Source organism: Arthrobacter sedimenti (genome assembly GCF_042652025.1).
Taxonomy (GTDB): Bacteria; Actinomycetota; Actinomycetes; order Actinomycetales; family Micrococcaceae; genus Arthrobacter; species Arthrobacter sedimenti.
In genome coordinates, this window is sequence record NZ_JBHSDQ010000010.1 from 1 (window position 1) to 23,218 (window position 23,218).

A 23,218-nucleotide genomic window follows, 5' to 3' on the forward strand; every position below is an offset into this window, starting at 1 on the left:
CCAATTACATACATAATCGGTATCAACAAACTTGGCACACTATTGAGTTCTCAAACAACAGACACACCCGGCACCACCCAAACCAAACATTCAGGATCGCTCCGGAGCAACTTTTCAAACTTACCCGCTGACATCCTGCGTGTCAAACCGGAGTCCGCGACCATCCTCGGCATATGCTTGAGGGGATCATGTTTTCCGTCTGACTCCGTGGAGCAGCGCGGAAATAAACTGTACCACCAGTCTTCCGGGATTGCCACTCCACTCTGGACGGGCCTCCCCTAAGCTGCCGAAAGGCCCGGAATCACGCGGATTCCGGGCCTTTCGCTCGTTCAGTTCCGGGTTGCTTGGTGCCGGGGTGGATCAGTCAGCCACTGCTGCACCCGGCTTGAAGTAGGACGCCCCGAGCGGCGGCAGAGTGACGGTCAAGGTCGCCGGCTGGCCATCCTGCCCGTGATCCGTCGCCTTCAGTCCGCCTTCGTTCAGCACGCCGGAGCCCCCGTACGTGGTGTGGTCCGTGTTCAGGACCTCCGTCCAGGCACCGGCCGACGGGACGCCCAGGGTGTAGCCAACATGTGGTGCGCCGGAGAAGTTGATGGCGCAGACGATCGGGTTGCCGTCGGTGTCCCACCTGATGAACGACAAGACGTTCCGGTCGGCGTCGCCACCGTTGATCCACTGGAATCCGGCGGGAACGTTGTCCTGCGTGTACAGGGCCGGCGTGGACGCGTACAACTCGTTCAGGTCCTTGGTCAGCAACTGCAGTCCCCGGTGTGCCGGGATGTCCGCGAGCCACCAGTCCAGGCCGTGTTGCTCAGACCATTCGGCTTCCTGGCCGAATTCTGTGCCCATGAAGATGAGCTGCTTGCCGGGGTGCGCCCACTGGTAGGCAAAGAAGGCCCGCAAGTTGGCCAACTGCTGCCAGCGGTCGCCCGGCATCTTGCGGAGCATGGAACCCTTGCCATGGACAACCTCGTCGTGGCTGATCGGCAGCAGGAAGTTCTCCGTGAAGGCATACACCAGGGAGAACGTGACGGTGCCGTGGTGCCAGCGGCGGTTGTAGGGGTCCTCGGAGATGTACTTGAGCGAATCGTGCATCCAGCCCATGTTCCACTTCAGGCCGAAGCCCAGGCCGCCGTGGCTGGTGGGGGCGGTGACGCCGGGGAAGGCAGTGGATTCTTCCGCGATCATGACAGCGCCCGGGTGGGTCTTGTACACGGTGGCGTTGACTTCCTGCAGGAAGGAGATGGCTTCCAGGTTTTCCCTGCCGCCGAAGCGGTTGGGCCGCCACTGGCCATCCTGGCGTGAGTAGTCCAGGTAGAGCATGGAGGCCACTGCGTCCACACGCAGGCCGTCAATGTGGAACTCCTCCAGCCAGTAGAGGGCGTTCGCCACCAGGAAGTTCCGGACCTCGGAGCGGCCGAAGTCGAAAATGAGGGTGCCCCAGTCGGGGTGTTCGCCCAGGGCGGGGTCGGAGTGCTCGTACAGCGCCTCCCCGTCGAACCGGGCCAGGGCCCAGGCGTCCTTGGGGAAGTGCGCGGGCACCCAGTCCAGCAGCACGCCGATGCCGGCCTGGTGGAGGGCGTCCACCAGGTAGCGGAACTCATCCGGGTGGCCGAACCTGGACGTGGGGGCGTAGTAGGACGTGACCTGGTATCCCCATGAACCGCCGAAGGGGTGCTCGGCCACAGGCATGAATTCAACGTGGGTGAACCCGAGCCACTTGACGTACTCCACCAGTTCCTTGGCGAGTTCGCGGTAGCCAAGGCCCAGCCGCCATGATCCGAGGTGCACCTCGTAGACGCTCATGGCCGAGTTGTGCGGGTCGCGCTTGCTGCGCGCTTCCATCCATTCCTGGTCCTTGAAGGCGTAGGAGGGCTCCACCACGCGGGACGCGGTCAACGGGGGGACCTCGGTGCCGAACGCCAGCGGGTCGGCTTTTTCAACCCAGTAGCCGCCCCGCGTCAGGATCTCGTACTTGTAGCAGGCGCCTGCCGTAACGCCGGGAATGAAGACCTCCCAGACACCGGAAGATCCCAGCGAGCGCATGGAATTCTCGCGGCCGTCCCACGCGTTGAAGTCGCCCTTGACGCGGACAGCCTGCGCATTGGGAGCCCAGACAGCGAAGGAAACACCGTTGACGTCCCCGAGCGAGGACTTGTAGTGCTGGACGTGGGCGCCGAGCACGGTCCACAGCTTCTCGTGCCGGCCTTCGCCGATGAGGTGCAGGTCCACTTCACCCACGGTGGGCAGGTAGCGGTACGGGTCATCAACCGTCACCGCTTCCTTGCCCGGGTAGGTGACCGAGAGCCGGTAGTCCGGAACGTGTCCCTGCTCCACCGGCTCCAGGACGGCAACCCACACGCCGTGGGCCTCATGCTGCATGGGAACTTCACCGGCCTGGGTGACCACGGTGATTGCTTCGGCGAGGTGCTTCACGGTGCGGATGGTGACATGCCCGTAGTCGTCCAGGTGCGCGCCCAGGACGGAGTGGGGGGCGTGGTGTTCACCGTTCGCGATCCTGCCCAGGGTGCCTTCATCCACGTGCAGGGGCACCCCCGGACGGTCAGTTCGTGCTGAGCCTGTCATTTCGTTACCTTCCGATGCTGCACCGGCGGACCCGCCGGCACCATTGCTGCCCAGGAGCCGCCTGGAGGCGTTTACTGGAATCGCCACCCAGTCGGGCCTGTTCCGCATTTCATAAACAACTTCGTACAGCGCCTTGTCCAGCCACAATGCCACAAACAGCGGCGAGGTCCGGTCCACCGTGCCGGGAATGACCCCGGCATACCCTGCCAGGAAAGCGTCGGCGCAGTCGTCAACCCAGTTGTCCGGGACTTGCGCGCCTTCCTGTTCGCGCTGGGCTGCTCCGGCTGCGTAGTCGAAGGACCGGAGCATCCCCACCACGTCGCGCAGGGGGACGTCCGGGACGTTCCGTTCGGCGATGGGCCGCAGCGGCTCACCCTCGAAATCCAGGATGGCCCACCGGGACTCGTCGCCGGACTGGCCGGTCACCAGGAGGATCTGGCCCAGGTGCAGGTCCCCGTGGATGCGCTGCAGCGGCCCGGCCGGAGTTTTGTCCAGGCCGGCCAGCAGGGTGTCCAGGGCATCGTCGTAAGGCCCGACGGCGGCACGGGCTTCAGCCCAGGCGGTGCGGACCCGCTGGGCAACAGCAGGTCCTGCCCCCTTGCCGGGTTCAGGCTCGGCTGATTGCCCCAGGGCCTCCGCCAGGCGCTTGTGCACCGTCGCCGTGGCCGCGCCAAGGGCCCGCGCTTCTGACGTGAAGTCCCTGCCCGAGCGCGCGGCGTCCACGGCCAGCCGCCAGGCGTCCCGGCCGCCGGCGAGGAACTCGTGGGCCACGGCGAGCTCACCTTGCACATACTTGGTACCGGTGCCGCCGGAGCCGGTGTTGCCCTGGTTTCCCTGGGCGCCTTGTCCGAGCCACTCCCCCCTGACCCAGCCAAGCGTGGCAGGGACCTCGGAGGTGCCCGCCTTGGTCAGGGCAGCACCCACCTCGATCTCGGGGTTGGTGCCGTCGGAAAGCACCCGGAAGAATTTCACCATGACGGCCGATTCGCCGTCGTCCACCAGGACGGAACTGTTGGACTGCTCGCCGGAGAGCACTTTCACCACGCCCTTGGCCGTAGGCAGCCGGTAGGGACCATCAACCCGGAACCCCGTGGCCGTACCGCTGGCAGCCTTCTCCTGCTGCCGGATGAGCTCCAGCCACGCGCCCACGAAGTCGGGGTCGTGGACGGCGTCGTAGACCCAGGGGCGGGTGGGATCCATTCCCGCGGCATTGCCCACCAGCGCCCGCTCCATCCCGCCTGCCGGCGCCGGCCGAAAGCTCAAGGGAACCTGGACCACCGCGGTGCGCGGGCCGCCGTCGGGCCCCTGCGTGGTGATGTTCAGAAGGAACACGGCCAGCGCCGCATGGCCGCTGGGGTCCGTCAGCCCCAGGCTGCCCGCTTGGGAAACGTCGAAGTCGGGGGTCTTGACCGGAAACCACCGCTGCTGCGGCAGCCATTCCTTGAGCAGCGCGGTAAGGGCGGGAGTGAGGATTGGCTGATTCATCTCAGTTCTCTATCGACAGGATGGGCATGGCCTGGGTGTAGGGCGACGACGGGTTGGACCCCGCCGAGCGCAACCGGAGCCAGAAGAAATCGTGGCTTCCGATGGTCAGGGTGAGGCTGCCGTCGTCGCCGATGCCAGGGAAGATCTGGCCGCCGAAGACATCGCGGAGCCCCCGCCCGGCATACTCGGGGATGCGCAGCGTGGCAGCCACCGGATGCTGGGAAAGGTTGAAGGCGCAAAGGATGGTCTCGGCGTCGGCACCGGCAGGGTTGCCGGCCGGCAGTTCCCGCAGGTACGCCAGGACGGCGTCGTGGTCTGCTTCCACATGCTTGAATCCGCCCAACCCGAAGGCGGGGTGGTTCTTGCGGACGCTGAGGATCTGCCGGGTCCACCGCAGCAGGGACCCTGAATGTGCCGCCTCCGCTTCCACGTTGGCCATGGCGTAGTTGTACACCAGTGACTGGATGGGCGGCAGGTAGAGCTTGCCGGGATCCGCGTGCGAGAAACCGGCGTTCCGGTCCGGGTTCCACTGCATGGGCGTGCGGACGGCGTCGCGGTCCTCGAGCCAGATGTTGTCCCCCATGCCGATCTCGTCCCCGTAGTACAGGAACGGGCTGCCCGGAAGCGAGAGCAGGAGTGCGTTGATCAGCTCGATCTCGGCCCGTGAGTTGTCCAGCAGCGGGGCCAGCCGCCGCCGGATGCCGATATTGGCCCGCATGCGGGGATCCGGCGCGTACCACCCGAGCATCGCCGCACGCTCATCGGCGGTGACCATTTCCAGGGTCAGTTCATCGTGGTTCCGGAGGAACGTTCCCCACTGTGCGCCCTCGGGGATGTCCGGGGTGTCGCGCATTGTTTGGATGATAGGCGCTGCCTTCTGGTCCCGCAGGGCGTAATACAGGCGGGGCATGATGGGGAAGTGGAAGGCCATATGGCATTCGGGTTCCTCCGCGGTCCCGAAATACTCCACCACCTCGTTGGGCGGCTGGTTTGCTTCGGCGATGATCACTCGGCCGGGATAGTTTTCATCCACCATGGCCCGCAGGTCCCGGAGGAACTCATGCGTTGCCGGCAGGTTCTCGCAGTTGGTGCCCTCTTCCTCGTAGAGGTAGGGGATGGCATCCGCCCGGAAACCATCGATGCCCTGGTCCAGCCAGAACCGGACCACGTCGAAGACGGCGTCGATCACGGCGGGGTTTTCGAAGTTCAGGTCCGGCTGGTGGCTGAAGAACCGGTGCCAGAAGAACTGCCGCCGGATGGGATCGAACGTCCAGTTCGATTCCTCCGTGTCAACGAAGATAATGCGCGCGTCCTGGTACTTCTCGTCCGTGTCGCTCCAGACGTAGAAGTCGCCGAACGGGCCGTCCGGGTCCTTCCGGGATTCCTGGAACCAGGGGTGCTGGTCCGAAGTGTGGTTCAACGGGAGGTCGATGATTACCCGGACGCCGCGGGCGTGGGCTTCTGCCACCAGCCGCTTGAAATCGCTGATGGTGCCGAACTCGTCCAGGACGGAGTTGTAGTCGGAAATGTCATAGCCGCCATCCCGCAGCGGCGACTGGAAGAACGGGGGCAGCCAGAGGCAGTCGACGCCCAGCCACTGAAGGTAGTCCAGCCGGTCGATGAGTCCGGAGAAGTCCCCGGACCCATCGCCGTTGGCATCCGCAAAGGCCCTCACAAGTACTTCGTAGAACACTGCCTTGCGGTACCACAACGGGTCATGCTGAAGGCCGGGTGCGTTTAGCTCGAATGTGCTCTTTGGGGTGAAGTGGCCGGAACTTTGCGGATTGAAATTCACTGATGCATTCTCCTCACGCTCAGGATGTGGGCGGGCTCCACGTGCGGATCCAGGCGCACGTAGTTGTACTCGCCCCATTCCCAGCTTTGGCCGGAGATCAGGTCGTCCACGTAGAAGCCGCCGCCCGGGGTGAGGTCCTGCGGGTCCAGTTCCAGGGCTGCCAGGTCCAGGGCCACGCTGCATTCCTTGGTGACGTGCGGATCCACGTTGACCACCACGATGATGGTGTCCTTGGAACCGTCGGGAAGCGTCTTGTGCTTGGAGAAGACCACGGTGGAGTCATCGGTGCTCTGGTGCACCGTCAGGTTCTGCAGGTCCAGCAGCGCCGGGTGGTCCCGCCGGATGTGGTTAAGCCGCGTGATGTACGGGGCCAGCGAGCGCCCTGATTCGGCGGCCGCATCCCAGTCGCGTGCCTTGTATTCGAACTTCTCGTTGTCGATGTACTCCTCCGCGCCGGGCCGGGCCACGTGCTCGAACAGCTCGTAGCCGGCGTAGACGCCCCAGAGCGGGCTTCCGGTTGAGGCAAGCACCGCCCGGATCCGGAATGCCGCCGGTCCCCCATACTGCAGGAATTCGGTGAGGATGTCCGGGGTGTTGACGAAGAAGTTCGGGCGGAAGAACGCCGGGGACTCGTGGCTGACCTCGTCGAAGTATTCCTGGATTTCCTTCTTGGTGTTCCGCCACGTGAAGTAGGTGTAGGACTGCTGGAAGCCTGCCCTGCCCAGTGCGTGCATCATGGCGGGTCGTGTGAAGGCTTCGGCGAGGAACACCACGCCGGGTTCGGCTTTATTCACTTCCGCAATAAGCCATTCCCAGAACCACACGGGCTTGGTATGCGGGTTATCCACCCGGAAAATCTTTACCCCGTGGCTGACCCAAAGGAGCACAATCCGCAGAATTTCCTGGGAAAGGCCTTCCGGGTCATTGTCGAAATTGAGCGGATATATGTCCTGGTACTTCTTTGGCGGGTTTTCCGCATAGGCAATGCTGCCGTCCACCCGGGTGGTAAACCACTCCGGATGGGACTGCACCCACGGGTGGTCCGGTGCTGCCTGCAGCGCGAGGTCCAGGGCTACTTCCAGGCCCAGCTCGTTGGCCCGCGCCACGAAGGCGTCAAAATCCTCGAAGGTGCCCAGGTCGGGATGGATGGCGTCGTGGCCGCCCTCCTTGGCTCCAATGGCCCATGGCGAGCCGGGATCGTTGGGGCCTGCCACGAGGGTGTTGTTGGGGCCCTTGCGGTGCTGCAGGCCGATGGGGTGGATGGGCGGCATGTACAGGACGTCGAAGCCCATGGCCGCCACGGCGTCGAGCCGCTTTGCCGCGGTCCGGAAGTTCCCTGAGGTCCACGCGCCGGTGTTGTGGTCCTTGACGGCGCCTTCGGACCGGGGGAAAAACTCGTACCAGGCGCCGCGGCCGGCACGGTCCCGCTCCACCAGCAGGGGGTATTTCCGGGACACGGTCACCAGTTCGCGGATTGGCTGGCGGGCAACGATGTCCGCTATCTCCGCGCTGAATCCCGCCCCGAGGCGTTCCTCGGTGCTGCGGGACTGGTCCGCGAGGACGTCCGCGGCACGCTGCAGGGCCGCCCGGTCCACGTCGTCCCGGAAGTCCTCTGCGGCGGCTTCGCCAAGCAGCTTGGCACCCTCCGAAAGCATGAGTTCGACGTCGATGCCGGCGTCGATCTTGACCTCCGCGTTGTGGTGCCAGGTGCCGTAGCGGTCGTGCCAGGCTTCGATGACGAAGGACCAGTTTCCGGTTTCCGACGGCGTGAGCACGCCTTCCCAGCGGTCCGTCCCCATGCCGCGTTCCCCGCGGGGCGGCGCAAGCCGGACGCGCTGCCGCTCTGCACCGGAGGGGTCCAGGAGCACTGCGCTGACACCGAGCATGTCATGGCCTTCGCGGAAGGCGGTGGCGCCCACCACGATCGCTTCGCCGGGCAGGGCCTTGGCCGGGAACTTGCCGTCCTCGACGACAGGCTGCACGGCGGTGATGGGAAAACGTCCGAACCGCAGGCCCTCGGTGATTCGGCGCTGGGGCATTTTGGTGGATGCTGCACTGGTTCCTGAGTTAGTCGTCACAGGCTTGACGTTAGCGAGAAATGGGCAGGATTGCTAAGCCTGCTCACTAAATACGCCGTGCCGCGGCCCAATTTCTTCACGCCCCTGTCATTTACCCAAAAGAAACCGAAAGCTGGTTCCGGCCGCGCAGGTTGTCGGTTAGTGTGACGCAGGTGAAGGCAATCCGCAGGTTTACGGTCCGTACAGTCCTCCCCGAGCCCATTCGGCCGCTGGCCCGGCTGGCCAGCAATTTGCGGTGGTCCTGGCACCGCCCCACCCGGGAACTCTTCGCCGGGCTGAACCCGCGCCTGTGGGAGGAAAGCGGGCAGGACCCCATAGGTTTCCTGGGGATGGTGAGCCGTGAGGAGTTCCAGCAGCTCGCCGCGGATCAGTCTGTGGTGGAGCGGGTGCGTGCCGCCGAAAAGGACCTTGACAGGTATCTTGAGGAGCCGCGCTGGTACCAGGGACTGGGGCCCGATGCTCCGGCCTCCATTGCCTACTTCTCCCCCGAGTTCGGCATCACCGAGGTCCTTCCCCAGTATTCCGGCGGCCTGGGCATCCTTGCCGGTGACCACCTCAAGGCGGCCTCGGACCTGGGCGTCCCCCTGATCGGCGTGGGCCTGCTCTACCAGGCCGGCTATTTCAAGCAGTCCCTCTCCCGCGACGCCTGGCAGCAGGAGACCTACCCGGTCCTGGACCCGGACGGGCTGCCGCTCACCCTGCTCCGCGAGCCGTCCCCGGACGGCAACGGCAAGGCACTGGAGATCTCCCTCCCCCTGCCCAACGGCCGGCGCCTGCTGGCACACATCTGGCGGGCCGACGTCGGACGCGTTCCCCTGCTCCTCCTGGACTCCAACGTTCCCGGCAACGACGATGCCGCCCGCAGCATCACCGACCGGCTGTACGGCGGCGGCGGCGATCACCGGCTGCAGCAGGAACTGCTGCTCGGCATGGGCGGGGTCAAGGCCCTGCGCGCTTTCCAGAAACTGACCGGCTGCGCGGCCCCGGAAGTGTTCCACACCAACGAGGGCCACGCCGGGTTCCTGGGCATCGAACGCATCCAGGAACTGATGTCCGGTGAGCAGGCACTGACGTTCGACGAAGCGCTGGCTGCCGGGCGTGCCTCAACCGTGTTCACCACCCACACGCCCGTCCCGGCCGGCATCGACAGGTTCGAAATCAACCAGATCAGCCACTTCTTCCAGGCCGGCCTGGCCCCCGCGGTGCCGGTGGACCGGATCCTGGAACTCGGCCGGGAAAACTACGCGGACGGAAACCCCTCCGTCTTCAACATGGCCGTCATGGGCCTGCGCCTGGCCCAGCGCGCCAACGGCGTGGCCAAGCTCCACGGTGAAGTGTCGCGCGGCATGTTCTCCGCGCTGTGGCCCGGCTTCGACCACTCGGAGGTGCCCATCACCTCCGTGACCAACGGCGTCCACGTGCCCACGTGGGTGGACAGCCGCATCTCCAAGCTGGCCCGCGACCAGTTCGGGAGCGAGGCGGAAGCGCTGGGCAAGTGGGACCTCGCCTACAACGTCAGCGACGCCGACGTCTGGGCCCTGCGGCGGGAACTGCGGGCGGCCCTGGTGGAGGACGTCCGGCGCAGGCTGCGTGCCGCGTGGAAAAAGCGCGGTGCCGCCGATGCCGAGCTTGGCTGGACAGACAACGTCCTGGACCCGGACGTGCTCACCATCGGATTCGCCCGCCGCGTGCCCACCTACAAGCGGCTCACCCTGATGCTGCGCGAACCGGCCCGGCTCAAGGCACTGCTCCTGCACAAGGACCACCCCATCCAGCTGGTCATCGCCGGCAAATCCCACCCCGCCGACGACGCCGGCAAGAAGATGATCCAGGACCTGGTGCGGTTCTCGGATGACCCGGAAATCAGGCACCGGATTGCGTTCCTGCCCAACTACGACATCGCCATGGCCAGGACCTTGTTCCCCGGCTGCGACGTCTGGCTGAACAACCCGCTGCGGCCTTTGGAAGCCTGCGGCACGTCCGGCATGAAGGCGGCCTTGAACGGGTCGCTGAACCTGTCCGTCCTGGACGGCTGGTGGGATGAGATGTACGACGGCGAGAACGGCTGGGCCATCCCCACCGCCAACAACGACGCCTCGCCCGAGGAACGCGACGACATCGAGGCTGCCGCGCTGTACGAGCTGCTGGAGACGCAGGTGGCCCCCCGCTTCTACGGCGGCACGGTCTCCGAGGGCGCCGGCGCGGCCGGCCCCTCGACCACCAGGAGCGAAACCGTGCCCACCCACTGGGTGTCCATGATCAAGCACACCCTCTCCCACCTGGGTCCGAAGGTCTCCGCCGAGCGCATGCTCCGGGACTACGTGAACATCCTTTACCGTCCCGCCGCCGACGCGGGCCGCAGCGCCACCGCCAACTCCTACGCCCAGGCCCGGGCGCTGGCGTCCTGGTCGGCGAAGGTCCGCGGAGCGTGGCCGCAGGTGCATGTGGAGCATGTGGATTCCGTGGGCGTGTCCGAGGATCCGCAGATCGGCGACACCCTGCAGGTCAACGCTTATGTGGCCCTGAACGCGCTCACCCCGGATGATGTCTGCGTGGAGGTGGCCTACGGGCGGGCGGAAGAGAACGACACCCTGGCGGACATCACCATGATGGAGCTGCAGGTGAAGGAGGACCTCGGCAACGGGCGCCACCTGTTCAGCGGTTCCCTGGTGATCGACCGCTCCGGGCCCTTCGGCTACACCGTCCGGGTCCTGCCGCGGCATGAGGCCCTTGCGTCCAAGGCTGAGCTGGGACTGATCGTCAACGCATAGCCCCCGGGTCCGATGGGTACGGTTCCTGGCAGGCAGGCCAGGAACCCACCCTAGGAGGACCAATGACCGAACGCACGGTGGCCGATGTAATCGTGGAGCGCCTCATCACGTGGGGTGTGGACCGGGTCTTCGGCTACAGCGGGGACGGCATCAACGGCTTCATGGGCGCCCTGCGCCGCAGTGAGGGACAGGTTGAGTTTGTCCAGGCGCGGCATGAGGAGTCGGCCGCGTTCATGGCCGTGGGCCACGGCAAATACACCGGCGGCGTAGGGGTGGTCACCTCCACCCAGGGCCCCGGCGCTGTCCACCTGCTCAACGGGCTGTATGACGCCAAGCTGGACGGCGTGCCGCTGGTGGCGATCGTGGGACAACAGAGCCGTACAGTGCTGGGTTCTGCCTACATGCAGGAAATCGACCTCATGGCGCTGTTCAAGGACGTTGCTTCCCAGTTCGTGCAGCAGGTCAGCGCGGCGGAGCAGGTGCCCATGGTGCTGGACCGGGCCTTCCGGACGGCGAAGGCCACCTCCTCCCCCTGCGTGGTGATCATCCCCCACGACGTGCAGTCCGAACCTGCGCCGGAGCTTGGGCAGCAGCACGGCATCGTGGTCACCGCACCGTCCTGGAGCGCCGCGGCCAAGACTCCCCGCGAAGAGGACCTCGCCGCGGCGGCCGCCCTGCTCAATTCGGCGGAACGGGTGGCACTCCTGGTGGGCCAGGGAGCCAGGCACGCACGCGACGAAGTAGTGGCGATTGCCGAGAAGCTTGGTGCGGGAATCGCCACCAGCCTGCTGGGCAAGCCTTACGTGGATGAGAGCCTGCCCATCGCCGTGGGAACGATGGGCCACCTTGGCACCACGGCCAGCGCGCACCTGCTGGGCAGCTGCGACGCCCTCCTGATCGTGGGCTCCAACGATCCCTGGACGGAGTTCTATCCGCCGCCCGGCGCCGCGCGTACCGTCCAGATCGACATTGACGAGAAGAAGATCGGCAACCGCTACCCCGTGGAGGTTGGCCTGGCAGGGGACGCCGCTTCGGCCCTTGAGGCCCTGAACCAGCGGCTGGAACACCGTCCGCGGACCCAGTGGCGCTCGGAGGTGGAGGAAGAAGTCAGCCGCTGGCGGATCCTGGCGGCAGACCGTGCCGCCGTCGCCGCCAGCCCCGTCAACCCGGAACGGGTGGTGCGGGAGCTCAACGGCTGGCTGCCCGGAGACGCCATGGTGAGTGTCGACGTCGGAAGCTGCGTCTACTGGTACGCCCGCCAACTGGTGCTGCCCCAGGGCGTCCCTGCGCACCTTTCCGGGACGCTTGCCAGCATGGGCTGCTCCATCCCGTACGGGATCGCCGCCAAGCTCGCCCACCCTGACCGTCCGCTGCTGGCCCTGGCCGGGGACGGCGCCATGCAGATGCTGGGCGTGGCGGAGCTGGTCACGGTGGCGCACCGCTGGCGCCAGTGGCAGGACCCCCGGTTCGTGGTGTGCGTGTTCAATAACCGGGAGTTGACCGAGGTCACGTGGGAGCAGCGTGAGTCGGAGGCCGAGCCGCGCTTTGCCGCGAGCCAGGAACTGCCCGATTTTCCCTTCGCCGGCTACGCCGATCTGCTCGGGCTCAAAGGCATCCGCGTGGAGGATCCTGAGCTGCTTGCGGAGGCGTGGGAGCAGGCCTTCGCGGCGGACTGCCCCGTGGTGATCGAGGTACTGACCGACCCCGAGATCCCGCTGCTGCCGCCGTTCCCGGCAGGGCGGCAGAAAGCGGACAGCATGCGCAAGGGCCTGGCAGCGGAGGACGACGGCGGCAGGGCTTCGGCACTGCTTGACACCTATGTTTCACACGAGGAGCGCCCACAGGGCTAGCTGCGGCGCGCCGCCACCAGGGCAATAAGAGCTGCTTCAGAGTAGCACGGCGGTGACGGCCAGGTCCTTGCCCGCGTAGCGTTCGGCGTCCTGCAGGATCTCGCAGATGATGCCGAACGACCGGTCGCTGCGGAACGGGGCGGCCACCTGCCACAGGACCGTGACGGGCGGGTTGCCGTTCTCGGTGATGCTGTCTGCGAAGTCATGGAGCGAGTCGTTCAGGGCGTCGAGGTTCACGCCATAGTGTTCGGGGAAGTCCAGGACCTCACCGAAGGTTTCCAGGACGGCGCGCTTGCTGTCAGCGGGCGGGACCACCACGCTGCGGCGGCCGGCGTCGGCTACCTGTTCCTGCAGTTCTTCCAGGGTCCAGGTGTCGCCGGAGAAGATTCTCATGGTTGTGCTAGCTGCCTTCCGCTATGTATTTGAACGTTGAGTAGTGGTCCCCGGTGTAATACTTTTCGCCGCCGTTCCCTGTGACGATGCGCCGGGCGCCCCGGTCCGCTTCGCCGGGCGTGGGGACCGTGTATTCGCGGTAGTAGCCCCGGTCCTTGGCCGGCAGGACCCGCTCGAAGTTTCCGAATACCTGGTCATCCTGGCTGTACTGGTACGGGCCGCCCGCGCGGATCAGCGCCAGCACCCTGCGTCCCTCCAAAGGGAGCGCCGACTCCCGGATTTCCGGAAGGCTGGACGGGTTGGCCGCCCGGTGGGGCGCAGACTGCTTCGCCGCCCCTGACGCAGCCGTGCCGCCCGGAGTGGACGCCTGGCTGGATGCCGTTCCCGGCGTCGTAGTTTCGGTCTGCCCGCCCAGAAGCCCTGCCCCGCCGAAGGCCACCATGGCAAGCACCACCAGGGTGGTGATGAGCAAGGGAACGATGGAGCGGTTGCGCATTCGGGGTGTACCTGCCGGCTGGTTGGGCTGATTTTTGGAGGCGTCTACGTGCGGTAGATGCTGATGGAGTTGGCCTCTGCGAGGTCGGTTTCCCCCGACGGCACCTGGATGCCCTGCCGCTCTTTGTGCCGCGGCGAGGTGGTCAGCCGGAGCTCGAACAGGCTGGGGCTCCGCCTCCCTGCGTCCGGGAGCGTGACCTCCACGTCGGAGGCGCTGCCGTTGACCACCACCAGGCCGGCCAGCTCGCCGTTGTCGTCTCCCAGCAGGAGCTGCATGACCCGGCAGTGCGGATCGTTCCAGCGGTCGGCGGACATGGGCTGCCCGTCGTGGTCGAACCAGTAGAGGTAGGACTGCTCGTCCCGGACCGGGAAATCGTGTGGCTGGGCGGCCAAGAACTCCTTGCGCAACCGGATGTACCGCTTGGTGCTGCGCAGCATTTCGTGTGCTTCCGGCGACAACGTCCAGTCCAGCCAGGTGATGTGGTTGTCCTGGCAGTAGGCGTTGTTGTTGCCCTGCTGCGTCCTTGCCAGCTCGTCGCCGGCGGCGATCATGGGCACCCCCAAGGACACCATCAGCGATGCCATGAGGTTGCGCCTGGACTGGGCACGCTTCGCCAGGATCGCGCCGTTCTCGGTGGGGCCCTCCACGCCGTGGTTGTAGCTGCGGTTGTCCCCGTGGCCGTCCCTGTTTTCTTCGCCGTTGTCCTCGTTGTGCTTGCGGTCGTAGGATACGAGGTCGTTCATGGTGAAGCCGTCGTGGGCGGTGACGAAGTTGACCGACGCCAGGCGCGAGCGGCCGGAGGCCTGGAAGAGGCCTGCGGAACCGGACAGCGCGTCCGCTAGCTTGGCCATGGTTCCCCCGTGCCCGCCGGCATCAATCGCGGCACGGTCTGCCAGCCAGAAGGTCCGCACTGAATCCCGGAAGTGGTCGTTCCAGTCCACCCACCCGGGCGGGAACTGGCCGGTCTGCCAGCCGCCGTAGCCTATGTCCCAGGGTTCGGCGATCAGCTTGACCTCGGACAGGACGGGATCGGCGGCGACGCCGGTGAGGAAGGGGTGCTTGGGATCGAATTCGTTCGCGGCGTTACGGCATAACGTGACGGCCAGGTCGAAGCGGAAGCCGTCGATGTGGAACTCATCCACCCAGTACCGCAGCGAATCGGTGACCAGCTGGACCACGCGCGGGTCCGCGAAGTTGAGCGCGTTGCCGCAGCCTGTGGTGTCGACGAATTTGCCGTGCTCGTCCACCCGGTAGTAGGTGTCCTTCCCCAGTCCCTTGAAGTTCAGGACCGGCCCCTCCACGCCGCCCTCTGCGGTGTGGTTGTAGACGACGTCGAGGATGACCTCCAGCCCGGCGGCGTGCAGGGCCTTGACCATGGCTTTGAACTCGTCCTGGACCGCCTGTGCACCGGCTTCCTGGGCAGCCTGGGTGGCGTACCCGGGGTGCGGGGCAAAGAAGGCAGCGGTGTTGTACCCCCAGTAGTTGTTGAGCCCCAGGTCCTGCAGGTGCGGCTCGTCGATGTGGAAGTGGACAGGCAGCAGCTGGACAGATGTGATGCCCAGGCTGGTGAGGTGCTCCACGACGGCAGGATGCGCCAGGCCGGCGTAGGTGCCCCTCAATTCCTTCGGCACGTCCGGATGGAGCATGCTCTGGCCGCGCACATGGGCTTCGTAGACGATGGTGTTGCGCCAGGGAAGGCGCAGGAGTTCGTCCGTTCCCCAGTCGAAGTCGGTGGCGGTGCGGACGCTGGTGAGGACGCCGTCGCGCTGGTCCACTCCCCTGCCGTACGGATCGAGCAGCAGCGGCTGCCGGGCCGACCCGTTGACGCCGTTGTTGCCGGTGGGAACGGCAGGCGGTAACGGCTGGTTGTCCGACGACGGACGGAAGCCGTAGCGCGACCCGTAGGGCAGGTCCTCCACGATGCCGTGGTGGACGCCCCTGGTGATGTCGGGCAGGGTCTGGACCCGCCACTCCCCGCCCGGAGGGCAGTAGGCGATGTCCAGGCTTGGGACGGCGGGTGCCAAACAGGCAACGTTGGCCCGGCCCCCCGCATGGTGGCGGGTACCACCCGAATCAGCGCGTGGGACGCTGACACCGAGGGGAACAGCCGAGGAGGCGTCCATGGTGGATGCAGTGTCGAAGAGCGGCATGACCATCACCTAAATAGTAGCGGCCATTGGCACTTGACCTGCCCGTTCACCCCTGCGGCGCCGGGAAACCTGCCAGGGACATTGGTCCCGGAATAACTATCCTGCGGAGCGCTGGCGGGAAACCTCATACAGCGAGATGCCCACGGCCATCGAGGCGTTGAGCGACTCCATGGCCGAATCGATGGGGATGGAGACGATCTGGTCGCAGTTCTCCCGGACCAGGCGACTCAGCCCCTTCCCCTCAGAGCCCACCACGATGCACACCGGCTCGGTGGCCAAGGTGAGGTCAGGCAGCGAAACGTCGCCGTCGCCGTCGAGCCCCAGCACGAAGATGCCCATGTTCTTGAATTGCTTCAGGGCGTTGTTCAGGTTGGAGGCGCGGGCCACGGGCACGCGGACCGCCGCACCGGCGCTGGTCTTCCAGGCCGAGGCGGTGACGCCCACGGAGCGGCGCTCTGGCACGATGACACCGTGGCCGCTGAAGGCGGAAACGGAGCGGATGATGGCGCCCAGGTTGCGGGGGTCGGTGATGCCGTCCAGGGCGACGAAGAGCGGGGCGTTGGCGATGTGCCCCTTCTTCCACTTCTCCACCGTTTCTTCGGCCAGTTCGTAGGCGTCCTGGTACTCGTAGGGCGGGATCTGCAGCACCAGGCCCTGGTGGACGGCGTCATCCGTCATCCGGTCCAGCTCAGGCTTGCCGGTTTCCATCAGCGGAATGCCGCGTTCGGCGGCGAGCTTCAGGGATTCCTTGACGCGGTCGTCCATCTCGATGCGGATGGCCACGTGCAGTGCCTTGGCCGGGATGCCTGCGCGGAGCGCTTCAAGTACGGAGTTGCGTCCAGTGACCACTTCCTCGGTGGCACGCCCCTTGGGCCCGGATTTGGCGGCGCCCGCGCTGCGGGCACCGGTGCCGCGCTTTGCGGCGGAGCGTTCGGCGAGCTGCCTCGCCTTGTGGGCCTTGTGGTAAACGCGGTCCTCGGCCTTGGGCGTGGGCCCCTTTCCTTCGAGGGCCTTGCGGCCATGGCCACCGGTTCCGACGGTTGGGCCCTTCTTCGCTTTCACCGATCGGCGACCATTGTTGGCCATGATGTTCCACCCTTGATTGTGCTGACTGAGTCTGCATACCAGTCTACTGACCCGAAAAAAATCGGGGGCTGCTGGTTGCATGAGGGGGGGTCAGCCGGGCTTGGTGGTGGGCCTTAGTCGCGCTTGAGGCTCCAGGTGGCGCCGTCCGGGCCGTCCTCCACCACAACGCCGGCCTGGTTCAGCGTGTCCCGGATGGCGTCGGAGGCGGTCCAGTCCTTTTCGGCGCGGGCAGCGGCACGCGCGGAGAGCTGGGCTTCCACGAGGACCTCCAGCGCCTCGGCCTCCCGAGTGCTCACGGCCGCGGACCCGGCGACCGCGTTGAGGCCCAGGACGTCGGTCATGAGGGCCACTGCGTGCATGGCGTCGCGCGCGGCGACGTCGTCACCCTCGGCCAGGGCGGTGTTACCGGCCCGGACGGTCTCGTGCAGGGCCGCCAGGGCGCGGGGGACGTTGAGGTCGTCGTCCATGGCTTCGCAGAAAGCGTCGATCCCGGCGGATTGGCCGTGGTTGCCATGGGCGATACCGGCGTCGCCGCCGAAACGGGATGCAGCTTTGGCCAGGAAGCCGTCAATGCGTTCGACGGCGGCCGCGGCCTCCTGCAGCGACGTGGGCCGGTAGTCCAGCACCGAGCGGTAGTGCGCCTGGCCCAGGTAGTAGCGCACCACGCGGGGCGGGGCCAGCTCCAGCATTTCGGCCGGGCTGATGGTGTTGCCAATGGATTTGGACATCTTCTCACCCTGGTACGTCACCATGCCGTTGTGCATCCAGAAGTTGGCGAACGGGTGCCCGGCAGCCTGCGACTGCGCCATTTCGTTCTCGTGGTGCGGGAAGCGCAGGTCCAGTCCGCCGCCGTGGATGTCGAAAGCAGTGCCGAGGTACTTGGTGACCATGGCGGAGCACTCAAGGTGCCAGCCGGGACGGCCGGCGCCCCAGGGCGATGCCCAGCTGGCGGTGGCAGGCTCGCCTTCCTTGGAACCCTTCCACAGCGCGAAGTCGCGGGGGTCCTTCTTGCCGCGGGGATCGGCGTCGGGCGCTGCCTGCATGTCGTTAATGTTCTGCCGGGTCAGTGCGCCGTACCTGTCCCAGGAGCGGACGTCGAAGTAGACATCGCCGGAATCATCCAGTGCCGGGTAGGCGTGGCCGCGGTCGATCAACTGCTGGATCAGGGCGTGCATTTCGGGGATGTGCCCTGTGGCCCTGGGTTCATAGGTGGGGCGGGAGACGCCCAGGGTGTCGTAGGCCTTCAGGAATTCGCGCTCGTAGCGGTATGCCAGCGCCCACCACTCTTCGCGGGCCACTTCCCCCTCTTCCGGACTGAAGTCCGGTGCGAAGGACGCCTCCGACTTGGCCAGGATCTTGTCGTCGATGTCCGTCACGTTGCGGACGACGGTGACGCGCAGGCCCCGGTACTGGAGCCAGCGGGTCAGCTGGTCGAAGGCGATGGCGGAACGGATATGTCCCACGTGCGGCATGCCCTGGACCGTGGCTCCGCAGTAATAGAGGCTGACCTTGCCCTCGACGAGGGGGACGAAGTTCCGGACTTCGGCGGAGGCTGTGTCATAGAAGCGCAAGGTCACCGATCCAGACTAGCCGATGGCTCAGGACTGCCGCGGGTACACCAGGGCGGTGGCCATTGCGGAGATACCCTCGCCGCGCCCCGTGAAGCCCAGGCCGTCGCTGGTGGTCGCCGTGACCCCCACATGCGCACCGGCAGCTTCGCTCAGGACCTTTTGGGATTCCTCCCGCCTGGGCCCGAACTTGGGCCGGTTGGCCACGAACTGCACGGCGACGTTGCCGATCTCGAAGCCGGCCGCCCGGACGATCCGCGCGGCCTCGGCGAGGAGGGTGGCCCCGGAGGCACCGGCGAACTCCGGGCGGTCGGTACCGAAGTGCGTGCCAAGGTCGCCGATGCCGGCCGCGGAGAACAGTGCGTCAGCTGCTGCATGCGCCACCGCGTCCCCGTCAGAGTGCCCGGCAAGGCCACGTTCGCCGGGCCAAAGGAGCCCGCCGAGCCAGAGCGGGCGGGGGGCGTCTTCGGGGGCATACGCGTGGACGTCAATTCCCACGCCGGTCCGGGGAAGGACCATGTCCCGGCTCATCCTTCCACCCACCGGGCCCCGAGCGGGCCTTCCAGGAGGCCTTCGGCGAAGATCAGGTCCAGGGGCGTGGTGATCTTGAGGGACTGTGTTGACCCGCGCACGACGTGGACGGGAGCGCCCAGCATTTCAACCAGCATGGCGTCGTCGGTGACAGCCGCTGACTGTTCCTGATCCAGGGCCTGGGCCGCCTGGTGGGCCTGCACCAACGTGCCGGTCCTGAAGCCCTGGGGCGTCTGTACCGCGCGGAGTTCCTCGCGGCGGGCAGTCCCTGTTACGACCTCGGGGGCGAAGCCCGCACCCTCCCCCGTGGTGGCCGCCACGGTTTTCACGGTGTCCACGACCGGCAGCGCGGGAATCACGGCATCCGCGCCGGCGGCAAGCGCATCGGACACGCGGTGGAAAACCGACTCTGGCGTCAGTGCTCGCGCGGCATCGTGGACCAGGACGGCCTCGATGCCCTCCATCAGGGCAGCGATGCCGGCCCGGACGGAGTGCGCCCTGGTGGAGCCGCCGTCGACGAGCGTCAGGAGGGGTCCGCCGTCGGCAAGTTCCCCGCGGAAGTCGTCGCACAACTGGCGCAGGCCCTGGTCCCCTGCGGGCAAGGCGACGCACACCTGCGTGGCAACCCCGGACGCGACGATGCCGCGCAGGGCATGCATCAGGATTGGCTCGCCGCCCAACGGCACGGCCGCCTTGGGCATGCCGTAGCCAAGGCGTTGCCCTGAACCTGCGGCCACCAGGATGACGGCTGTGACCAGGCGCGGAGGTGATTCACTCATGCGGACTAGCCTACGACGCCGGCACTTGCGGCAGGTGCGCAGGCCCCGCCGGATTGGGCCAAAAAAGAAGCCCCGGCTGCACTTGCGTGCCGCCGGGGCTCAATTCTTAGGAAGCCAGGACCTCGTCGAGAACGCTTGCTGCCTTCTCCTCGTCGGTCTTTTCAGCCAGCGCCAGTTCTGAAATCAGAATTTGGCGGGCCTTGGCCAGCATTCGCTTCTCGCCTGCGGAAAGGCCCCGGTCGTGATCCCGGCGCCACAGGTCGCGGACAACCTCTGCCACCTTGATGACGTCACCGGAAGCAAGCTTCTCCAGGTTTGCCTTGTACCTGCGTGACCAGTTGGTGGGTTCCTCGGTGAACTCAGCGCGGAGCACATCGAACACGTGCTCCAGGCCTTCCTTGCCCACGACATCCCGGACCCCAACAAGGTCAACGTTCTCTGCTGGAACTTCAATGGTCAGATCACCCTGAGCCACCTTGAGCTTGAGATACATCTTCTCTTCGCCCTTGATGGTGCGCATCTTGATTTCTTCAATCTTCGCAGCACCGTGGTGAGGGTAAACTACTGTCTCGCCGACCTCAAATACCATGTGGACATTTCCCCTTTCCCGCAGACCAGTTTATCACGATTCAGGCATATGACCGGCCGAAGAAAGGGCCTCCAACCGCGAAAATACGCGGAAAAACGGCCCAATCAACCCCCTCCACCCTCTTGACGAATGGGCGGATTAGTGCATCGCGTGAGCGCTCGCACAGGGGTTGTGACACGGCCGAATCCTCGTTTGACCCTCTTTGCGGATAGGCTATGGCTGAAAAAGACTTCAAATTTCTTGAGGAGTACGTGACGTGCGTTCCACTGCGATGAACCGGGCCCAGCGCGGCAAACTGGCACTGACGGCTGCTGCCCTTGGCGCCAGCCTGCTGACCGCGGGCTGCGGTTACATCACGCCCCAGCAGACCAGCCACCAGTACTCCGCCTCGGACGGCGTCCGCGCGGACCTGGGTCCCCTGCAGCTGCGGAACATGCTCATCGTCTCCGCCGGCGAAAATGAGCCCGGCCGCCTGATCGGCGCCGTCTACAACTCCTCCTCCAAGGACGTAAAGCTCACCGTCAATGGCGCCAAGGGCTCGCAGACCCAGGTTCCAGTGAAGGCCAACTCCTACACGCTGCTCAACGAGAACTCTGATCCCGCCATCCTGAGCACCACCGGCGGCAAGCCCGGCTCCCTGGTGGACGTCAAGGTCAGCGAGGACGGCACCAACGTCAGCAACACTGTCAAGATTCCCGTCCTGGACGCCACCTTGCAGGAGTACAAGGACTACATCCCCACCCCGAGCTCCTCGGCGACGCCTTCCTCATCAGCAAGCGCAAGCTCGTCGGCCAGCGCCAGCTCATCCGCAGGCGCAAGCTCTTCGGCAGGGACAAGCTCCTCCGCCAGCGCCACTCCGAGCGCTACGGCAACCGCCACCAGCCGCTAAGCGGTCACCGGCCCCGGGAGGCCGGCAGGCATAACAAAAGGGAGGAGCCCCACGGCTCCTCCCTTTTGTTATGCCGCCGTCCGGCCGGTTTAGGGTTCGAACTTGTAACCGAGGCCGCGGACCGTCACCAAATAGCGCGGGGCAGAGGGATCGGGCTCGATCTTGCCGCGGAGGCGCTTCACGTGTACATCCAGGGTCTTGGTGTCACCCACATAGTCGGAGCCCCACACACGGTCGATCAGCTGGCCCCTGGTCAGCACCCTGCCCGAGTTGCGCAGAAGCATCTCCAAGAGCTCGAATTCCTTCAACGGAAGCAGGACCTGCTCGCCGTCAACGCTCACCACGTGCCGCTCAATATCCATGCGGACGGGCCCGGCCTGGACCGTGGACGAGATCAGCTCCTCCGGCTCACCCTGGCGACGCAGCACGGCCCTGACCCGGGCCACCAGTTCGCGGGACGAGTAGGGCTTGGTCACGTAATCGTCCGCGCCGAGCTCAAGGCCTACTACCTTATCGATCTCGGAGTCCTTGGCGGTCAGCATGATCACGGGGACGCTTGAACGCTGGCGCAGCTGCCGGCACACCTCGGTGCCGGAGAGGCCCGGAAGCTGAAGGTCGAGCAGCACAAGGTCGGCGCCGTTGCGGTCAAATTCGGTGATGGCGTCGAGGCCGTTGTCCACCACCTCCACCTCGAACCCTTCTTTACCCAGCAAATAGGACAAGGGATCGCTGAACGATTCCTCATCCTCCACAATCAAAATCCTGCTCAAGCGTTAGCTCCTTGTTCTGTAGCGCCCGGTTCTGTTGCGCCGGCAGCGCGGGGTACTTGGGTGAGAGATGGTTGCCCGGACGTCTCCCGAACCTGCCCCGGCGCCACTGCCGGTGCCCCGGGAACTGAAGGCTCGGCGTCGCCCTCCTGCCCTTCCATTTCGGGCAGCCGGAGGGTGAAGGTGGAGCCCTGCCCGGGCTGGGACCACAGCGTCACTTCACCGCCATGGTTGGAAGCCACGTGCTTGACGATGCTCAGGCCCAGGCCGGTACCTCCTGTCTGGCGGGACCGGGCCGCGTCCACCCGGTAGAAGCGCTCGAAGACACGTTCCTGCTCCTCGGGGCTGAGGCCCTCCCCTTGGTCGGTCACGGAAATTGACACAAGGCCTTCCCTGGAGCGCACGCCGATCCCCACGCGGGTATTGGGGGGTGAATAGCGGATGGCGTTGTCGATGAGATTCCGCAGCGCAGTAACCAAAAGGTCCTGGTCGCCGAACACCTTGCCATCGGTGCGCCCGCCCACCACGATGCTGATGTTCTTGCTCTCGGCGGGAAGCTGCGACCGGTCCACGGCCTCGGCGATGACAGCGTTGATGTCGACAGGTCCGCCCTGCTGCGTCACGCTGGCGCCCTGCAGGCGGGAAAGTTCAATGATGTCCTGGACCAGGGCTGCGAGCCGTGCCGACTCCTTGTGCATGCGCTTGGCAAAACGGCGGACGGCTTCTTCGTCATCGGCGGAAGATTCGAGCGCCTCGGCCAGCAGCGAGATGGCACCCACCGGGGTTTTCAGCTCGTGCGATACGTTGGCGACAAAGTCATTGCGGATCTCTTCGGTGCGGGTGATCTCGGTGCGGTCATCGGCGAGGAGGAGGATGTATTCCTCGCCCAGCATGGCTGCCCGGACCTGCACGATGATGGTTCCCTGCCCCAGCGGCCCCCGCGGAAGCTCCAACTGCTTTTCGAGGATGACGCCGTCCCGCCGGACCCCGGCGGTCATCTCCAGGAGTTCCTTGTGGACCACAGTGTGTCCGCGGACCAGTCCGTAAGCGTAGGCTGCGGGGCTTGCGCGCACCACCCCGTCCACGTCGTCCAGCACCACAAAGGCACGTCCGACGACGGCGAGCACCTCCGCTGCACCGGCCGGAAGGGCAAGCTCCTCGGGTTCGACGTCCAGCAGCTCGCGCTGCTTCTCGCTGACCCGGTAGGCAAGCACGCCGAACGTGCCAAGCGCCAGGCCGATAAGGCCGGCAACCAGACCAATGAGCATAGGATCCACAGCTCCACTTTATGCTCTTGCCTGGAGCGGCCTGCCGCCTTATTGCCCATCCGGTGAACGGTTCAACTAACGTTCATCTGTGTGGGCATAATCGTTTACCGGGCGATGCCAGAGTTGGTGGTTAGAGT

16 protein-coding genes are annotated in these 23,218 nt (G+C 65.9%); 3 read left to right on the plus strand and 13 right to left on the minus strand.

The genetic code is table 11. The annotated features are described in order from the left end of the window. Positions 1 to 360 precede the first annotated feature (360 nt). The 3 genes from ACFO0G_RS17965 to ACFO0G_RS17975 are packed head-to-tail and all read right to left on the minus strand — an operon-like array spanning position 361 to position 7,905. Entirely contained in the window at positions 361 to 4,071 is a 3,711-nt protein-coding gene (locus tag ACFO0G_RS17965) for a 1,4-alpha-glucan branching enzyme (protein ID WP_376979337.1), read from the minus strand. 1 nt (position 4,072) lies between these two features. After that, positions 4,073 to 5,866: a maltose alpha-D-glucosyltransferase gene (treS, locus tag ACFO0G_RS17970; protein ID WP_286401885.1), complete on the minus strand. Its 1,794-nt coding sequence runs from the start codon at positions 5,864 to 5,866 to the stop codon at positions 4,073 to 4,075. Next, a complete protein-coding gene (locus ACFO0G_RS17975; RefSeq protein WP_286401882.1) occupies positions 5,863 to 7,905 on the minus strand; it encodes an alpha-1,4-glucan--maltose-1-phosphate maltosyltransferase in 2,043 nt (680 codons plus the stop codon). The genes treS and ACFO0G_RS17975 overlap by 4 nt, the downstream gene beginning before the upstream one ends. Before the next feature lie 191 nt (positions 7,906 to 8,096). On the opposite strand from ACFO0G_RS17975, the gene glgP reads away from it, so the two are divergent. Next, positions 8,097 to 10,715: an alpha-glucan family phosphorylase gene (glgP, locus tag ACFO0G_RS17980; protein ID WP_376979340.1), complete on the plus strand. Its 2,619-nt coding sequence runs from the start codon at positions 8,097 to 8,099 to the stop codon at positions 10,713 to 10,715. Between the two features lie 62 nt (positions 10,716 to 10,777). After that, positions 10,778 to 12,565, plus strand: coding sequence for a thiamine pyrophosphate-requiring protein (locus ACFO0G_RS17985; RefSeq protein ID WP_376979342.1), 1,788 nt, complete (start codon positions 10,778 to 10,780; stop codon positions 12,563 to 12,565). Between the two features lie 36 nt (positions 12,566 to 12,601). On the opposite strand, the gene ACFO0G_RS17990 is transcribed toward ACFO0G_RS17985, so the two are convergent. From ACFO0G_RS17990 to ACFO0G_RS18025, 8 genes are all read right to left on the minus strand, one after another. Next, on the minus strand, positions 12,602 to 12,958 hold the full coding sequence (locus tag ACFO0G_RS17990; protein ID WP_286401874.1) for a barstar family protein: 357 nt from the start codon (positions 12,956 to 12,958) through the stop codon (positions 12,602 to 12,604). A gap of 7 nt (positions 12,959 to 12,965) precedes the next feature. Beyond that, a complete protein-coding gene (locus ACFO0G_RS17995) occupies positions 12,966 to 13,454 on the minus strand; it encodes a guanyl-specific ribonuclease (RefSeq protein WP_376979345.1) in 489 nt (162 codons plus the stop codon). A gap of 44 nt (positions 13,455 to 13,498) precedes the next feature. Then, the gene (gene glgX / locus ACFO0G_RS18000; protein WP_376979347.1) at positions 13,499 to 15,610 is read right to left on the minus strand and encodes a glycogen debranching protein GlgX; all 2,112 of its coding nucleotides are present in this window, start codon (positions 15,608 to 15,610) and stop codon (positions 13,499 to 13,501) included. 90 nt (positions 15,611 to 15,700) lie between these two features. Further along, the gene (gene rlmB, locus ACFO0G_RS18005) at positions 15,701 to 16,690 is read right to left on the minus strand and encodes a 23S rRNA (guanosine(2251)-2'-O)-methyltransferase RlmB (RefSeq protein ID WP_286401866.1); all 990 of its coding nucleotides are present in this window, start codon (positions 16,688 to 16,690) and stop codon (positions 15,701 to 15,703) included. A 113-nt stretch (positions 16,691 to 16,803) separates the two neighbouring features. Then, positions 16,804 to 18,267, minus strand: a complete 1,464-nt coding sequence (cysS, locus tag ACFO0G_RS18010) for a cysteine--tRNA ligase (protein WP_376979349.1) — start codon at positions 18,265 to 18,267, stop codon at positions 16,804 to 16,806. A 21-nt stretch (positions 18,268 to 18,288) separates the two neighbouring features. Beyond that, a complete protein-coding gene (gene ispF / locus ACFO0G_RS18015) occupies positions 18,289 to 18,777 on the minus strand; it encodes a 2-C-methyl-D-erythritol 2,4-cyclodiphosphate synthase (protein ID WP_286401860.1) in 489 nt (162 codons plus the stop codon). A gap of 8 nt (positions 18,778 to 18,785) precedes the next feature. After that, on the minus strand, positions 18,786 to 19,568 hold the full coding sequence (gene ispD / locus ACFO0G_RS18020; RefSeq protein WP_376979351.1) for a 2-C-methyl-D-erythritol 4-phosphate cytidylyltransferase: 783 nt from the start codon (positions 19,566 to 19,568) through the stop codon (positions 18,786 to 18,788). A 106-nt stretch (positions 19,569 to 19,674) separates the two neighbouring features. Next, positions 19,675 to 20,157 (minus strand): CarD family transcriptional regulator, encoded by a 483-nt coding sequence (locus ACFO0G_RS18025; RefSeq protein WP_011690592.1) that lies wholly within the window; start codon positions 20,155 to 20,157, stop codon positions 19,675 to 19,677. A gap of 271 nt (positions 20,158 to 20,428) precedes the next feature. Here ACFO0G_RS18025 and ACFO0G_RS18030 point away from each other — a divergent pair, with 271 nt between their 5' ends. Further along, positions 20,429 to 21,046 (plus strand): hypothetical protein, encoded by a 618-nt coding sequence (locus ACFO0G_RS18030; RefSeq protein ID WP_286404289.1) that lies wholly within the window; start codon positions 20,429 to 20,431, stop codon positions 21,044 to 21,046. A gap of 89 nt (positions 21,047 to 21,135) precedes the next feature. On the opposite strand, the gene ACFO0G_RS18035 is transcribed toward ACFO0G_RS18030, so the two are convergent. Both ACFO0G_RS18035 and ACFO0G_RS18040 read right to left on the minus strand, forming a co-directional pair. Next, positions 21,136 to 21,816 (minus strand): response regulator transcription factor, encoded by a 681-nt coding sequence (locus ACFO0G_RS18035; protein WP_079598280.1) that lies wholly within the window; start codon positions 21,814 to 21,816, stop codon positions 21,136 to 21,138. After that, positions 21,813 to 23,081, minus strand: coding sequence for a sensor histidine kinase (locus ACFO0G_RS18040; protein WP_286404286.1), 1,269 nt, complete (start codon positions 23,079 to 23,081; stop codon positions 21,813 to 21,815). Before ACFO0G_RS18040 ends, ACFO0G_RS18035 begins: the two co-directional genes overlap by 4 nt. Between the last annotated feature and the right edge of the window lie 137 nt (positions 23,082 to 23,218).

What these genes read in the sequence shown, in the direction of transcription:
- ACFO0G_RS18025 (WP_011690592.1), bottom strand. Translation starts at nt 20,157, where the DNA reads ATGGTATTTGAGGTCGGCGAGACAGTAGTTTACCCTCACCACGGTGCT.
- ACFO0G_RS17995 (WP_376979345.1), bottom strand. Translation starts at nt 13,454, where the DNA reads ATGCGCAACCGCTCCATCGTTCCCTTGCTCATCACCACCCTGGTGGTG.
- ACFO0G_RS17975 (WP_286401882.1), bottom strand. Translation starts at nt 7,905, where the DNA reads ATGCCCCAGCGCCGAATCACCGAGGGCCTGCGGTTCGGACGTTTTCCC.
- ispD (WP_376979351.1), bottom strand. Translation starts at nt 19,568, where the DNA reads ATGAGTGAATCACCTCCGCGCCTGGTCACAGCCGTCATCCTGGTGGCC.
- ispF (WP_286401860.1), bottom strand. Translation starts at nt 18,777, where the DNA reads ATGGTCCTTCCCCGGACCGGCGTGGGAATTGACGTCCACGCGTATGCC.
- ACFO0G_RS17990 (WP_286401874.1), bottom strand. Translation starts at nt 12,958, where the DNA reads ATGAGAATCTTCTCCGGCGACACCTGGACCCTGGAAGAACTGCAGGAA.
- ACFO0G_RS17965 (WP_376979337.1), bottom strand. Translation starts at nt 4,071, where the DNA reads ATGAATCAGCCAATCCTCACTCCCGCCCTTACCGCGCTGCTCAAGGAA.
- glgX (WP_376979347.1), bottom strand. Translation starts at nt 15,610, where the DNA reads ATGGTCATGCCGCTCTTCGACACTGCATCCACCATGGACGCCTCCTCG.
- rlmB (WP_286401866.1), bottom strand. Translation starts at nt 16,690, where the DNA reads ATGGCCAACAATGGTCGCCGATCGGTGAAAGCGAAGAAGGGCCCAACC.
- ACFO0G_RS18030 (WP_286404289.1), top strand. Translation starts at nt 20,429, where the DNA reads ATGAACCGGGCCCAGCGCGGCAAACTGGCACTGACGGCTGCTGCCCTT.
- ACFO0G_RS17985 (WP_376979342.1), top strand. Translation starts at nt 10,778, where the DNA reads ATGACCGAACGCACGGTGGCCGATGTAATCGTGGAGCGCCTCATCACG.
- ACFO0G_RS18040 (WP_286404286.1), bottom strand. Translation starts at nt 23,081, where the DNA reads ATGCTCATTGGTCTGGTTGCCGGCCTTATCGGCCTGGCGCTTGGCACG.